The organism is Rossellomorea aquimaris, from assembly GCF_003315075.1.
In the GTDB taxonomy this organism is placed as follows: domain Bacteria; phylum Bacillota; class Bacilli; order Bacillales; family Bacillaceae_B; genus Rossellomorea; species Rossellomorea aquimaris_C.
Genome location: NZ_QNRJ01000007.1, coordinates 69,264 through 83,853 on the forward strand (window position 1 = coordinate 69,264; position 14,590 = coordinate 83,853).

The window sequence follows — 14,590 nt, forward strand, 5'->3', positions numbered from 1 at the left end:
TGCCTGATAAAAGACCTTTTTCTTTGACTTTTTACGACAGCCTTCCTGTAAATATGCTATAATGGGAATGTTCTGGGGGGAATGATTATATGAAGGAAAAATGGAACATATTACTGAAAAAACTAGACCCTGCAATCAGGTTCTTTTCAAATACTGGAGTTCAGAAACGAGCAAGAATTACATACGGAGTATTTTGGAACCTATCCTTGATCCTTATGGTACTATTTGTATTAGGTTTTGTATTTGCAGGAGGAGTTGGAGCGGGATATTTCGCTTCTCTCGTGAAGGAAGAACCGATACGTCCTTATGACCAAATGAAAAAGGACATTTACAACTACGAAGAAACGTCGAAGCTTTACTTCGCCAATGATGTCTATCTGGGGAAATTCCGAACAGACTTAGAACGCGAAGAAGTGAAGCTTGATGATGTTTCAGAAGATCTGCGAAATGCTGTTATTGCCACGGAAGATGAATACTTCAAAGAACATAACGGTGTCGTACCGAAAGCGATCATGCGTGCCGTACTTCAGGAATTCACCAATTCCTCCACTCAATCAGGTGGAAGTACACTTACACAACAGCTCATCAAAAACCAAATATTGACGAATGAAGTATCATTTGAAAGAAAAGCAAAGGAAATACTCCTCGCCCTTCGCTTGGAGCGTTTCTTTGAAAAGGACGAAATCCTGGAAGCGTACTTGAATGTAGCGACACTTGGACGTAATTCTTCCGGTCGGAATATCGCCGGGGTCCAATCTGCTGCCCAAGGGATATTCGGAGTGGACGCCAAGGACTTAACCTTGCCTCAATCTGCGTTCATTGCAGGACTTCCACAAGCTCCATTCTCTTACACTCCCTTTACGAATAGTGGGGAAATGAAAGAGAACCTGGAAGCCGGAATGAGCCGTAAAGATACTGTACTCTACAGAATGCACCGAGAAGGATATATTACAAAGAAAGAGTACGATGAAGCCGTTGCTTATGACCTATCGAAAGATTTCATCAAGCCTAAACCGTCACCGAGTGAACAGTACCCTTGGCTGACTGCCGAACTTGAAAGCAGGGCAGTGGATATCATGACGGATGTACTTGCCGAAAGAGACGGCTATTCAAAACAGGATCTTGAAAATAATGATGAACTTGAAGAAAAGTACCGAACGCTAGCGGACCGCAATGTCCGTCAAAGCGGCTATCAGATTCACTCAACCATCAATAAAAAAATCTATGATCAAATGCAAAAGACTAAAGATGCTTACGAAATGTATGGACCTTCCAAATATGTATCGGCAACTGACCCTGAAACAGGAGAAGAAGTGGAAGTACAGGAACCGGTTCAGGTCGGAGCGATCATGATTGAAAATAAAACGGGACGCATCATCAGTTTCATCGGCGGACGTGACTTTAAAACAGAACAAATCAACCACGCCACCCAGTCCCTGAGATCGAACGGTTCTACCATGAAGCCATTACTTGCTTATGCACCGGCACTGGAATACGGATACATTTCACCTGGATCCCCTATTCCTGACGTTGGTGTAAACATCAATGGCTGGACGCCTGAAAACTACTCGCTTAATGAACGTGGACTTTTCCCTGCAAGATATGCACTGGCAGAATCATTGAACTTACCTGCTGTAAGAACATATGCCAACATCTATAACCGAAATCCATTTAAAGAATTCCTTCTGAAAATGGGCTTTTCATCACTAACCAGCCGGTATGACAATAACCTGTCACTTGCACTTGGAGCCACTACAAGTGGTGTAACAGTCGAAGAAAATGTAAATGCCTATACTACTTTTGCAAATGGCGGGAAATTCATAGATGCCTATATGATCGATAAAATTGTCGATCAAGATGGCAATGTGGTCTTCGAACATAAAGTAGAACCGGTGGATGTATTCAGTCCGCAGACTGCTTACCTTGCCATTGATATGATGAGAGATACCCTGGATCATTCACTGGGTACGGGACGTTATGCGAAGAAATTCCTGAACTTCGGTTCTGACTGGGCCGGGAAATCCGGAACGAGTCAGGAATACAAGGATCACTGGTTTGTCGCATCCAATCCGAGCATTACATTCGGAACCTGGTTCGGATATGACACACCTTCTTCCTTAAATACACCGGGATCCCGGGCACAGTATGGACATTATGGATTACGTAATATCCGTTTATGGTCATACTTATTGAATGACACGAGGGACTTGGCTCCTGAACTGATTGATCCTGATGCACAATTCCAGCAGCCGGAAGGTGTTGTAAGAAGATCCTTCTGCTCGATTTCGGGATTGCTGCCATCAGAAGCATGCAGTCAGGCCGGGTTAGTAAAAAGTGACTTATTCAACGCTAAATATGTACCGACCAAAACCGATGACAGCTTACTCATGAGCCGCTACGTCATGGTAAACGGAAAGAAATATTTAGCTCTGCCTAATACGCCGGAAGAATTTTCACAGCCGGGAGTGATCTTGAACCCTGACTTTGTGAAGAATGTATTTGGATCTGTACCTGGAGATCCAAACAAACTCATTCCGGAAGGTGACAATCGATTCAAAAATGTTCTGATTGCAGAAAACAAAATTTCAGACGATGGAGCAGCTCCAGGAACGGTAAGAGCAAGTGCCAATGGTAATACCATCACTTGGACCCCTTCTGCAAGCGGAGATGTCGTTGGATACCGTGTATATAGTAAATCCGGCGGCAAAGTCGGAAGTGTCAAGTCTGGCGGGAGTTATTCAGTTTCCGTTGGAAATGGTGATTTCTATGTGGTTGCCGTTGATGTAGCCGGAAAACAATCGGCATCTTCCAACACTGTACAAATCGGTAAACCAGAGCCAAAACCGGAACCGAAGCCTGAGAAGCCGGCAACGGATCCGAAACCGCCTGGTGATAAACCGGCCGATCCTCCCCCTAAACCAGACAAGCCTGAGCCACCACCGCCACCACCAGCTGATGATGGCGGTGGCGACGGCGGCGGGGACGATGGAGGAACCGAGCCACCAACTGAACCTGAACCACCTGCTGAGCAGAATTAGATCGCACTATAAAAAACGAGCAAAAGTATTTACTTTTTGCTCGTTTTTTTTGTTGAATGAGGGGTGATGGAGTGGATGGTGACTGCTGGTATGGTGGTTTGGACTCCTTATCTGCCATATAATGATTTCATCTGCCGTTTTTTCAGTTTATCTGCCACTTCTCATTAATCGATAAATTCCGCCCTTCTCCCCAACCACAAAAAAAACCCCACTCACCAAGAGCAGGGGTTCTTCCACCTATTAATCTTCCATTGTACTTAAATCACCAGTAGGAAGGTCTAGTTCCCATGCCTTCAACACGCGACGCATGATTTTTCCGCTTCGTGTTTTCGGCAGCTTGTCCCTGAATTCGATTTCTCTTGGAGCCGCGTGGGCAGCCAGTCCTTTTTTCACGAATTGACGAATCTCTTCTTTCAGCTCATCTGTCACTTCGTAGCCGTCGCGAAGAGCGATGAACGCTTTGATGATTTCGCCGCGAACCGGATCGGGTTTTCCAATGACACCTGCTTCGGCGACTGCCGGATGTTCTACAAGCTTGCTTTCTACTTCAAAAGGACCTACTCGTTCCCCGGACGTCATGATGACATCATCAATCCGGCCCTGGAACCAGAAATAACCGTCTTCATCCATATAAGCTGAATCTCCTGAAACATACCAGTCACCAGGCATGAAGTATGAGTCATACTTCTGTGGATTATTCCAGATCTGGTTCATCATGGACGGCCAGCCTTTTTTGATCGCTAAGTTCCCCATACGGTAAGGAGGCACTTCGTTTCCTTGATCATCCACAATCGCCGCTTTCACTCCAGGGAATGGTTTCCCCATGGATCCCGGCTTGATTTCCATGCTCGGATAGTTACAGATCAATTGACCTCCTGTTTCAGTCATCCACCAAGTATCATGGATGCGCAGGTTGAATACTTTCATTCCCCAGCGGACAACCTCAGGGTTTAAAGGCTCTCCTACGCTCAGGATATGACGGAGGGAGCTTAAGTCGAATTGTTTCACCACTTCATCACCGGCACCCATCAACATCCTGAAGGCCGTTGGAGCACTGTACCAGACCGTCACTCCATAATCTTCAATCGTTTGATACCAGTTCTCCGGCTTGAAGCGTCCCCCAACAATGACGTTCGAGGCACCTGTCAGCCACGGACCGAAGATTCCATACGAAGTACCTGTGACCCACCCCGGGTCCGCTGTGCACCAATACACATCCTCTTCCTGTAGGTCGAGCACCCACTTGGAAGTTTGATAATGTTGGATCATAGCGTTATGGACATGAAGGACCCCCTTGGGTTTTCCGGTGGACCCTGATGTATAGTGAAGGATCAACCCATCGTTCCGGTCTACCCATTCTACTTGCAGTTTATTGCTCGCTTCAGCGAATTTACTCATAAAGTCTACATGTACATCGTCCTCCTGTACATCTTCCCCAATTAAGAAAACATGCTTTAGGTTCGGAAGTTCACTTACGGGAACCCTCTTCAATAGCTCGGGAGTTGTGATCAGTACCTTTGCTTCACTATCCTCTAAACGATCACGAACGGCTCCCTCCATGAATGCTTCAAACAGTGGGCCGACGATGGCACCCAGTTTGATTGCACCTAATACGGAGAAATACAGTTCCGGTGATCTCGGCATGAAGATGAAGACACGGTCCCCTTTTTCAACATCCCCAAAACGCTTCAATACATTTCCTGCTTTGTTCGACATCTTCTTCATATCAGAGTACGTATATTTTTCATCACGTTCTGCATCTCGGTAATAAAGAGCGACTTTATTCTTCCTGAAAGATACTGCATGTCGGTCGATTGCTTCATGAGCCAGATTGACTCGTCCTGTTTCCGCCCATGAAAACTCTTTTTCGACATCTTTCCAATCAAATGATTCATACGTATTTTCATAGCTTTCAAGATTATAGTTTCCCTTGGTTACTGGTAACGCTTCCACTTTCATATACAGCATCCCCCTTATGTAAGAAATTACAATCTTATTATAGTATAAATTTAATATTTTCTCAATTTTTTAAAAAATCTGCCTAAATGTGCTCTTTGCTGTGTTTCTTATAAAAACCCTTCAAACCCTTGTCCCAGATAGGTATTGCAAAATAATTCCCTTGCTTCAAACGTCTGAAAATTTTGTGAAAGCGCTATACAATTATCAATTTCATGTATAATGGACTTGAGGAATATCTTTAGGTGGTGTCCAGATGAAATTGAAAAAAACCTATAATGCAACAGAATTGAAAACAACAAAGGGAAATATCATTATTGAAGGCCCTATTTCCGCTGAAGAATTAGCCAGGCTCGACTTTCACGAGGACTTGGTCGCTTTCAGACCTCCTGCCCAACAGCATAAAGCCCTTGTAGAGATTGCGAGTTTACCAGAAGGCCGAATCCTGATTGCGAGAGATAATCATACGATTGTTGGATATGTTACATATTTATATCCAGATCCCCTTGAACGCTGGTCTCAAGGAAAAATGGATAATCTGATCGAGCTTGGAGCAATCGAAGTCATCCCCAAATTCCGCGGGGCTTCCGTCGGAAAGAATCTATTGAAGGTTTCCATGATGGATGATTATATGAATGACTACATCGTCATTACGACTGAATATTATTGGCACTGGGATTTAAAAGGGACTGGCCTGAACGTGTGGGAATATCGTAAAGTGATGGAAAAAATGATGAACGCCGGCGGATTGGAATATTACGCAACGGATGACCCTGAAATCAGTTCCCATCCAGCTAATTGTTTAATGGCGAGAATCGGTACCAGAGTGGATCCGGATTCCATCCAACGATTTGATCAACTGAGGTTTATGAATCGTTTTATGTATTAATGGAATTCTGACAAGTTTTCTAAAGGGGTGGAGAACGTGATTGTAGAAGAAATTATGAAAACAAAAGTCGAAACATTATGTGCAGACGATACCATTGAAACAGCCATAAAATTAATGCGGGAGAAAAAGATCAAGCATATCCCGATTACCAATCGTGATATGGAAGTGATCGGGATCGTGAGTGACCGTGATGTAAAAGATGGGACCCCATCTATTTTTCATGATGAGTCCTCAACGAGTGAATTGCAGAATCCGCTTAAATTGATCATGAAGAAAGATGTGATCACAGGTCATCCTCTGGATTTTGTCGAAGAGGTTGCGGCACTCTTTTATGAGCACCGGATCAGCTGCCTTCCCATTTTGAAGGAAAAGAAGCTCGTCGGAATCATTACGGAAACAGACCTGTTGTACACTCTCATCCAACTGACGGGAGCCCACCAACCCGGCTCTCAAATCGAAGTGAAAGTCCCGCATAAAGCGGGCATACTTTACGAGGTAGCCGGTATCATCAGAAGGAATAACTCCAATATCCAAAGTGTACTCGTGTACCCGGATAAAAAGGACGAACAGTATAAAATCCTTGTGTTCCGAGTAAGAACGATGAATCCGATGAATGTGATCAATGATCTGAAGAAAGAAGGATATGACGTGTTATGGCCAAACATGCCAGGAATCTCATCATGACCAAGGATGCCGTTTTCATCTATTCAGACGAACTCCTCGGGTATCGGTTCTCTGATGAGCATCCCTTCAATCAAACCCGACTGACCCTGACGATGGACTTACTCAAAGAAGCAAACGCTCTTCAATCAGATGAAATCGTTCCACCACGAATGGCTACCGATGAAGAGTTATTTCTTAATCACGATCCCAACTATGTAAGCGCCGTCAAACGAGCGAGTGTCGGCCAACTCTCTCAAGATCAGGCAGAAGGGTTTGGAATTGGTACAGAAGATACCCCGATGTTTCAAGGAATGCATGAAGCGAGTGCTTATTTGGTAGGCGGGACGTTAACGGCCGTTGATCTTGTCATGACGGGAAAAGCGAAGCATGCCCTCCATCTCGGCGGTGGTCTGCATCATGGTTTCAAAGGAAAGGCATCAGGATTCTGTATTTATAACGACAGTTCGGTGGCGATCCGCTACTTGCAGGAAAAGTACGGGGCTCGGGTCCTATACGTCGATACAGATGCTCATCACGGAGATGGCGTTCAGTGGTCCTTTTATGATGATCCCGACGTGTGTACCCTTTCCATCCATGAGACGGGTCGTTACCTCTTCCCAGGGACAGGCAATATTAATGAGCGCGGTCACGGAAAAGGTTATGGGTATTCGTTCAATATCCCCCTCGATGCCTTTACAGAGGATGAATCGTGGCTCGAAGCTTACGAAACGTCCTTTCGTGAAGTGATTGAATTCTTCAAGCCGGACGTCATATTGACTCAAAACGGGGCAGATGCCCATTATTATGATCCACTCACCCACCTTTCCGCTACCATGAATATATACCGGGAAATCCCGCGTATCGCCCACGAGTTGGCTCATGAGTACTGCGGGGGTAAATGGATTGCCGTCGGGGGCGGGGGCTACGACATTTGGAGAGTGGTTCCGAGAGCCTGGGCCCTGATTTGGATGCAAATGACCGATCGATTGGACCGCACCTCTTCATTCCCTGCTAAATGGACGGAACGCTGGCAAAGTAAAGCAGGGGTCACCCTGCCATCTGAATGGTGGGATAGACCTGACATATACAAGCCTATCCCAAGAAAGGGCGAAATCACGGAGAAGAATAAACAAACCGTCGAGAAAGCCCTATACTCCATCCGACAGCAGCTCAGGCAAAAACCTGGTAGCTAAACAGAAAAGCGGAGGCGGCTCTTTCAGGCCCGACAAGCATAAGACGAGAACGCCGGAAAGGCGCCCTTTGCCTTTTTGGTGTTCTTGACTTATGACCTCGAGGGCCTAGCCGCCGGAGCTGGACAATCGAAAGGCGGAGGCGGCTCGTTCAGGCCCGACAAGCATAAGACAAGAATACGAAAAAAAAACCAAGGTACTCTCATCCCATTGAGAAGTCCTTGGTTTTTATTGTTCCTCGTATGCAGGATCTGTTATGATCACTTCCACACGCCTGTTCTTTTGAAGATTTTCCCTTGTGTCATTAGGTGCAATGGGTCGTGTGTCCCCATATCCGACGGCAATGAAACGCTTCGGATCTAAGTTCTCGGTTTGAACGAGATACCGGATCACACTGCTTGCCCTTGCAGAGGAAAGCTCCCAGTTTGATGGAAACCGATATGTACCGATGGGACGATTATCTGTATGTCCCTCCACTTTCACGAAGTTTGGGATTCTCGATAAGAGATCGCCCACTTTATTTAAGAACGGATAAGCTTCCTCAAGGACCGTTGCTTCACCTGAAGCAAACAGGGCTTGCTCCTGTAGGACCAGCACGACCCCACGTTCGGTTCTTGTGGCCACTACAACGTCACTTAGTTTGTTTTCATTTAAGTAGCTTTGAATATCGGCTAAAAGTTGATTCAACTCTTTATCGGTTCCCTCACTGCCCTGAGGCTGAGTTTTCTCCCTCTCCATTTCAGGCTCGGCAGAGGGATTCTCGAATGGGATGACAGAAGGATAAAACTCGAGTATTTGACGCTGCTGAAAGGAATCAGCGATGGTCCTGAATTTCACAATATCAATTTGAGACATTGAAAATAGTAAAATAAAGAATACGAGAATAAGAGTAATGAGATCAGAAAAGGTTACCATCCATTTCGGTGCACCCGTGGGCTGAGACGCTTGTCTTCGTCTACGCTTCATCGAGTGCTGCCTCCTCTTGTTTCCTGCTGAAGTACATTTCCAGTTCCTCATTGGATAAGAACACTCTTAATTTCTCTTCCAATATTTTCGGATTTTGACCGGATTGTACCCCGACGACACCTTCAATCACGATTTGTTTCATAAACACTTCTTTTTCTGTTTTCATCGCTAATTTCGATGCCATGGGCAGGAAGACAAGATTTGCAAGAATCGATCCATATAGAGTCGTTAATAAGGCGATGGCCATATTAGGTCCTAATGACGCTGGGTCATTCAAATTCTTCAGCATCAGTACGAGACCAATCAAGGTCCCGATCATCCCCCAGGCAGGCGCATACTCCCCAGCCTTATCCAGTAAACTTTTATTTTTACGATGCCGCTCTTCTAAAGCGATGATTTCGGCATTCATGATATCGACAATCACGTCCTGCTCAATTCCATCGACGGCTAACAGGACTCCTTTACGAATGAAAGGATCCTCGACCTCTTCCACTTCCGCTTCTAATGCGAGAAGACCTTCTCTCCTGGCTTTTTCTGATAGCGTCACAAACGTGCGAATGAGGCCTTGAAGATCGTATTCCTCGTCACGAAAGGATTCTCTCATCACTTTCCCCAATTGCTTCAATTCCTTAATAGAGAAGCTGACCAGCATGGCAGCGATCAAACCGCCTATCACAACAAACATGGACGGCACATCTACGAAGGAACTGAAGCCTGTAATACCAGCGTTCGTGATGATGGCGAAAGCGACGAATAGAAACCCAACTACAACCCCGATCGGTGTAAGAACATCAAGCTTTTTCATTTTGACTCTCCCTACAAAAATAAGTTCTGTTTGTCTTTACCTTTTATATCGACAAACTTCTTATTTTGTTGAGTTCCGATGTTCAAGTCGATGAGGAAGAACAACTGTGGATTCTTCAACCGTTTCTTTGTTCATATATTTCGTTAGTAATCTCATCGCCACAGCCCCGATATCATATAAAGGCTGAACAACGGAGGTTAACTGTGGTCGAACCATAAGCGCCAGTCTTGTGTTATCAAAGCTGATTACTTCCACTTCATCAGGAATGGACACATTTTGATCCTGAGCGCCGTGAACGACTCCAAGGGCCGTCTCATCATTTCCGACGAATATAGCGGTCGGCTTGTCCCCAAGCTCAGAAAACTTCTGCCACGCTTCAAGTCCTGAGTCATAGGTGTACTCACCTTCAACAACCAGGTCGTCACTATATTCCACTCCGGCTTTAGCGAGGGCTTCGCGATACCCTTCTAATTTAAACTTCATGTTGATTGTATCGTGGAAAGGTCCGCTTACAAATCCAATACGCTTATGTCCTTTTTCCAACAATTCCGTAACAGCATCGTAGGAAGCCGCTTTGTAGTCGATATTAACGGAAGGAACCTTGTTTGTTTCTTCCACTGCTCCAGCCAATACGATCGGAACCGGGGAACGCTCGAATTCCTGAACGTGCTCTTCGGAAATGTGCCCGCCAAGGAACAGGATTCCGTCCACTTGTTTACCAAGCATCGTGTTAAGAAGATGAAGCTCCTTCTCCACATTTTGATCCGAGTTACTTAAGATGATATTGTACTTGTACATCGTTGCGATATCTTCGATTCCACGTGCCAATTCAGCATAGAAAATATTAGAGATATCAGGGATGATCACTCCGACCGTTGTTGTTTTCTTACTTGCAAGTCCCCTTGCTACAGCATTCGGACGGTATCCAAGGCGGTCAATGACCTCCAGTACTTTCTTTCTTGTTGCCGGCTTAACATTGGGATTTCCGTTGACCACACGTGAAACGGTTGCCATGGAAACATTTGCTTCTCTTGCTACATCATATATTGTAACGTTCATAGCTAACTCTCCTTTACTCTTCTACTCATTTATTTATCTTATTTTACACTAAATAAACCTAAAGAAAAAAGCGATTACAATAGTTTGTTAAAAAATGCACATATTTATATTCACATTAGTGTTTTTTCAATGTATATAGGTTATTTATCTGCAATTACCTTGATAATCATACGACAGTCTCTATATTCGTGCAACGACTCCGCCTTTGCTTGATAAAAAGTTGATTATAACATGCAGAAAAAGCGATGACCAGAATACATGCTTACGGGGTGTAGAGGATGCGTTTCGCCGTTATATTTGGAAATTCGCCGTTATAATCAGAATTTCGCCGTTATAATCAGAATTTCGCCGTTAAATGTGAGATTTCGCCGTTATAATCAGAATTTCGCTGATAAATTGAATTTTCCGCTGATATCCTCAACAAAAATCGTATTGGTCACCTGAACTTCACTAATTATTTGATCCGTATGCTGCTCATCAATATAAAACACTCCAATTGACAGCAAAAAATCATTTTAAAAATCAAAAACAAAGGGTTGAACCCCATAAACAGGATCCAACCCTTCTCTTATATATATTATACTTCGATCGTTCTTCCTTTTAACAGTTCCTGATAGAAATGATCGAATTGATCTAAATCCATTTGTTGGGCAGAATCGGATAAGGCAACGGCAGGATCAGGATGAACCTCAGCCATTACACCATCTGCACCGATCGCCAGTGCTGCTTTCGCCGTTGGAAGCAACAGATCTCTGCGTCCGGTTGAGTGCGTTACATCCACGAATACTGGCAGATGCGTCTCTTGCTTAAGAATCGGGACAGCTGAAATGTCCAATGTGTTTCTTGTTGCTTTCTCGTACGTACGGATTCCACGCTCACAAAGGATAATGTCTCCATTTCCTTGTGAAATGATATATTCTGCAGCGTTGATGAACTCATCGATTGTTGCAGCTAAACCGCGTTTAAGTAATACAGGCTTCTTCACTGCTCCTGCTGCTTTTAACAGCTCGAAGTTTTGCATATTTCTCGCACCGATTTGAATCACATCGATGTATTCCAATGCGGGTTCGATATCGGCGGGATTCACGATTTCACTGACGACAGCCAGATCATATTCATCTGCCACTTTTTTAAGAATTTTCAAGCCTTCGATTCCAAGACCCTGGAAATCATAAGGTGACGTTCTCGGTTTGAACGCTCCGCCTCGAAGTAATTTAAGCCCTTTTGCTTTGACGGCTTTGGCCACTTCTGCCACTTGCTCATAAGATTCAACCGCACATGGACCGAAAATGAAGTGAGGCTTTCCGTCTCCAATTGAATCTCCGTTGATTGTTACAATCGTATCATCCGGTTTCTTTTTACGGGAAACCAGCAGTGCTTTACGGTGATCATCTTTTTGAAGCTCCAAACCGGCTTTAAAGATTTCTTTAAAAATATGTTCAACGGTCGAATGTTCAAATGGACCATTATTATTTTCTTTGATCAGATTAAGCATGCCTCTTTCTCGAACAGGATCATAGCGGTATACTCCTTGAGTTTCCTTGACACGCCCGATTTCCTGAACTAGTTTAGCACGTTCATTAATGGTGTCTAATAGTTTTAAGTTCATCTCGTCTACTTGTTTTCGTAATTGATCGAGCTCTTGATTACTCACAATACAGCACCCTTTCTTTTTTTATCCTGTTCATACGTAAAAACTGTTATAGTTTTAAGAAAGTATGATACATTTTTGATATTGAAACTTATTATAATAGAACATATCCAAAATGTCACGATAAAATTCTTTATTAATTAGACGCTTTTAAGCGCTAAAGTATTTAGTATTGTATGAGAATAGGCTAAAGTGGGTGAACACTAATTGAAAAATACGCAAAAAATATTTGCATTGGACATCGGAACCCGATCAGTCGTCGGGATTATTTTAGAAGAAATAAACGGAATATTTCAAGTTTCAGATATTTTAGTAGAAGAGCATAAAAAGAGAGCCATGCTGGATGGTCAGATTCATGACGTTCCAGCAGTTGCCGAGGTCATTTCCTCCATTAAAGCACAATTGGAGAAGAAACACGGTCCCCTTCATAAAGTGTGTGTTGCAGCTGCCGGAAGAGCTCTAAAAACGGAAACGGCAGCTTCCACATTAAGTATAAAAGGGAAACCCCTTCTTCAAAAAAACGATATCCTCCATCTCGAATTAAGTGCTGTCCAACAGGCTCAAGCATTGGCTGCAGAGAACGAAAATGATGCGAAGGGCTATCACTATTACTGTGTTGGTTATTCTGTCCTTTTTTACCGTTTGGATGGTGAGGAAATCGGCAGCCTCATCGATCAACAGGGGGAAGAGGCCAACGTCGAGATCATCGCAACCTTCCTTCCACGTGTCGTGGTTGAATCCCTGATTGCGGCATTGAACCGGGCGGGCCTTGAAATGGAGGCCCTGACCTTGGAGCCTATCGCTGCGATCAATGTGCTGATTCCGGAATCCATGAGACGACTCAATGTTGCACTCGTTGATATCGGAGCAGGAACATCCGATATCGCCATTACCAATCTGGGCACAGTCATTGCCTATGGAATGGTTCCGACAGCCGGCGATGAAATAACAGAAGCCATCAGCAATGAACTGTTGCTGGATTTTCCTTTAGCCGAGCAAGCAAAGAGGGAGCTTCAGTCCGGAGAGGAGATTACGGTTACCGATATTCTTGGTTTTGAAACGAGTTTCCCTGTACTGGAGGTCGTGGAGAGAATTGGATCAGCTGTCGATCGTTTAGCCGGGGAGATTTCTAAGGAGATTCTCCGTTTGAACAATGGGAAGCCTCCACAAGCTGTCATGCTTGTAGGAGGAGGCAGCTTAACACCTGAGCTGCCGGTCAAGTTAGCCTCATCCTTACAACTTCCACACAACCGGGTCGCTGTAAGAGGCGTGGAGGCGATTCAGAATGTAACCATATTGGATGAAGTGACGAAAGGACCGGAGCTCGTTACACCTATCGGAATCGCCATTGCCGCTAAACAGACACCTGTTCAATACGTCACAGCCCATGTGAATGATCAACCGGTCCGATTATTTGAAGTAAAGGACTTAACGGTCGGGGACTGTATATTGGCTGCGGGCTTAAAACTGAGTAAGTGGCACGGGGTTCCAGGGAATGGTTTCTTTGTAACCGTCAACGGCCAAGATATATCCTTACCAGGAGGTCACGGTCAGGCACCTCTTATTGAAAAAAATGGTCAGCCCAGTGCACTGGACGAAAAAATCAACCATAATGACATGATCATTGTTCACAAAGGCGAAAACGGGACTTCACCGTGTGTAACGATTGGAGATCTATTAGACACCTCTTCTAAACAGATTGTGATAGATGAGAATCCTTTTTTACTAGCTCCACTCGTCTACAGAAATGATCAACCTGCATCTCTTGAGGAAATCATTCAGGACCGTGATTCTATCCGGATCGAATTAATGGAATCACTCTTCGACGTGTTAAAGCATTCAGGCTATGAAGAATGGTTAGAAAGCACTAAGCCCTATCGTATTTCCATCAATGGTAAAGACACCTTCTTCCCTGCTTATAGTGGAAAGCTGTTCATCAACGGTTTTGAGGCGAAGCTTTCATCAAAGATTCAACAGGGCGATATCATTTCATATAAACCAGGCTTTACTCCAACGGTAAAGGAGCTTCTCGCCAAGAAACAGCTCACCACAGGGGCTACTATCACTATTACTTTTAACGGAAAGAAAGTAGAGCTTATGAAAGAGAGCAGCCGTGTTTATCGAAATGGCAATAGAGTTGGAATGGATGATCATTTATTTGCGGGGGATTCGATTGAAATGGAAGAACAACAAATAAGCTCATTTATTTTTCAGGACTTATTTAACACTGTCGAAATCAACATGCCATCTCATGCTAACGGGAGCTTCGTGCTCTTGAAAAACGGAGAGGAAACCACCTTTTATGAAGAAAAAGAAATTCAACAGGGGGATGAACTCGAAATCGTCTGGCCTCAGTCGACACGCTGAATGAAA

At 44.3% G+C, this 14,590-nt stretch carries 10 protein-coding genes; 5 read left to right on the forward strand and 5 right to left on the reverse strand.

Annotated features, from left to right (window positions below; all coding sequences use genetic code 11):
- Positions 1 to 89: 89 nt before the first annotated feature.
- The gene (locus tag DET59_RS11220) at positions 90 to 3,038 is read left to right on the forward strand and encodes a transglycosylase domain-containing protein (RefSeq protein WP_113969773.1); all 2,949 of its coding nucleotides are present in this window, start codon (positions 90 to 92) and stop codon (positions 3,036 to 3,038) included.
- A gap of 240 nt (positions 3,039 to 3,278) precedes the next feature.
- Here the strand turns inward: DET59_RS11220 and acsA are convergent, their stop codons facing one another.
- Positions 3,279 to 4,997, reverse strand: a complete 1,719-nt coding sequence (gene acsA / locus DET59_RS11225) for an acetate--CoA ligase (protein WP_113969774.1) — start codon at positions 4,995 to 4,997, stop codon at positions 3,279 to 3,281.
- A gap of 253 nt (positions 4,998 to 5,250) precedes the next feature.
- Here acsA and DET59_RS11230 point away from each other — a divergent pair, with 253 nt between their 5' ends.
- From DET59_RS11230 to DET59_RS11240, 3 genes are read left to right on the forward strand one after another with little or no spacing between them, the layout of a single operon-like run.
- On the forward strand, positions 5,251 to 5,883 hold the full coding sequence (locus tag DET59_RS11230) for a GNAT family N-acetyltransferase (RefSeq protein WP_113969775.1): 633 nt from the start codon (positions 5,251 to 5,253) through the stop codon (positions 5,881 to 5,883).
- A gap of 36 nt (positions 5,884 to 5,919) precedes the next feature.
- On the forward strand, positions 5,920 to 6,567 hold the full coding sequence (locus DET59_RS11235; RefSeq protein WP_113969776.1) for an acetoin utilization AcuB family protein: 648 nt from the start codon (positions 5,920 to 5,922) through the stop codon (positions 6,565 to 6,567).
- Positions 6,564 to 7,739: an acetoin utilization protein AcuC gene (locus tag DET59_RS11240; protein WP_113969777.1), complete on the forward strand. Its 1,176-nt coding sequence runs from the start codon at positions 6,564 to 6,566 to the stop codon at positions 7,737 to 7,739. The genes DET59_RS11235 and DET59_RS11240 overlap by 4 nt, the downstream gene beginning before the upstream one ends.
- A 225-nt stretch (positions 7,740 to 7,964) precedes the next feature.
- Here DET59_RS11240 and motS read toward each other — a convergent pair whose 3' ends face one another.
- From motS to DET59_RS11260, 4 genes are all read right to left on the reverse strand, one after another.
- Complete coding sequence (gene motS, locus DET59_RS11245) at positions 7,965 to 8,702, reverse strand: flagellar motor protein MotS (protein ID WP_113969778.1); 738 nt, start codon at positions 8,700 to 8,702, stop codon at positions 7,965 to 7,967.
- Positions 8,692 to 9,507 carry a flagellar motor protein MotP gene (motP, locus tag DET59_RS11250; RefSeq protein ID WP_113969779.1) on the reverse strand — a complete coding sequence of 272 codons (816 nt, stop codon included), beginning with the start codon at positions 9,505 to 9,507 and terminating at the stop codon, positions 8,692 to 8,694. The genes motS and motP overlap by 11 nt, the downstream gene beginning before the upstream one ends.
- 60 nt (positions 9,508 to 9,567) lie before the next feature.
- The gene (gene ccpA, locus DET59_RS11255) at positions 9,568 to 10,566 is read right to left on the reverse strand and encodes a catabolite control protein A (protein WP_113969780.1); all 999 of its coding nucleotides are present in this window, start codon (positions 10,564 to 10,566) and stop codon (positions 9,568 to 9,570) included.
- Between the two features lie 577 nt (positions 10,567 to 11,143).
- Positions 11,144 to 12,220 carry a bifunctional 3-deoxy-7-phosphoheptulonate synthase/chorismate mutase gene (locus tag DET59_RS11260; RefSeq protein ID WP_113969781.1) on the reverse strand — a complete coding sequence of 359 codons (1,077 nt, stop codon included), beginning with the start codon at positions 12,218 to 12,220 and terminating at the stop codon, positions 11,144 to 11,146.
- A gap of 204 nt (positions 12,221 to 12,424) precedes the next feature.
- Between DET59_RS11260 and DET59_RS11265 the strand changes: the two genes are divergently transcribed.
- Positions 12,425 to 14,584: a cell division protein FtsA gene (locus DET59_RS11265; protein WP_113969782.1), complete on the forward strand. Its 2,160-nt coding sequence runs from the start codon at positions 12,425 to 12,427 to the stop codon at positions 14,582 to 14,584.
- Positions 14,585 to 14,590: the final 6 nt, after the last annotated feature.

Excerpts from the sequence above, each read along its gene's own strand:
- DET59_RS11220 (WP_113969773.1), top strand. The coding sequence starts at position 90 with ATGAAGGAAAAATGGAACATATTACTGAAAAAACTAGACCCTGCAATC.
- acsA (WP_113969774.1), bottom strand. The coding sequence starts at position 4,997 with ATGAAAGTGGAAGCGTTACCAGTAACCAAGGGAAACTATAATCTTGAA.
- DET59_RS11230 (WP_113969775.1), top strand. The coding sequence starts at position 5,251 with ATGAAATTGAAAAAAACCTATAATGCAACAGAATTGAAAACAACAAAG.
- DET59_RS11240 (WP_113969777.1), top strand. The coding sequence starts at position 6,564 with ATGACCAAGGATGCCGTTTTCATCTATTCAGACGAACTCCTCGGGTAT.
- motS (WP_113969778.1), bottom strand. The coding sequence starts at position 8,702 with ATGAAGCGTAGACGAAGACAAGCGTCTCAGCCCACGGGTGCACCGAAA.
- motP (WP_113969779.1), bottom strand. The coding sequence starts at position 9,507 with ATGAAAAAGCTTGATGTTCTTACACCGATCGGGGTTGTAGTTGGGTTT.
- ccpA (WP_113969780.1), bottom strand. The coding sequence starts at position 10,566 with ATGAACGTTACAATATATGATGTAGCAAGAGAAGCAAATGTTTCCATG.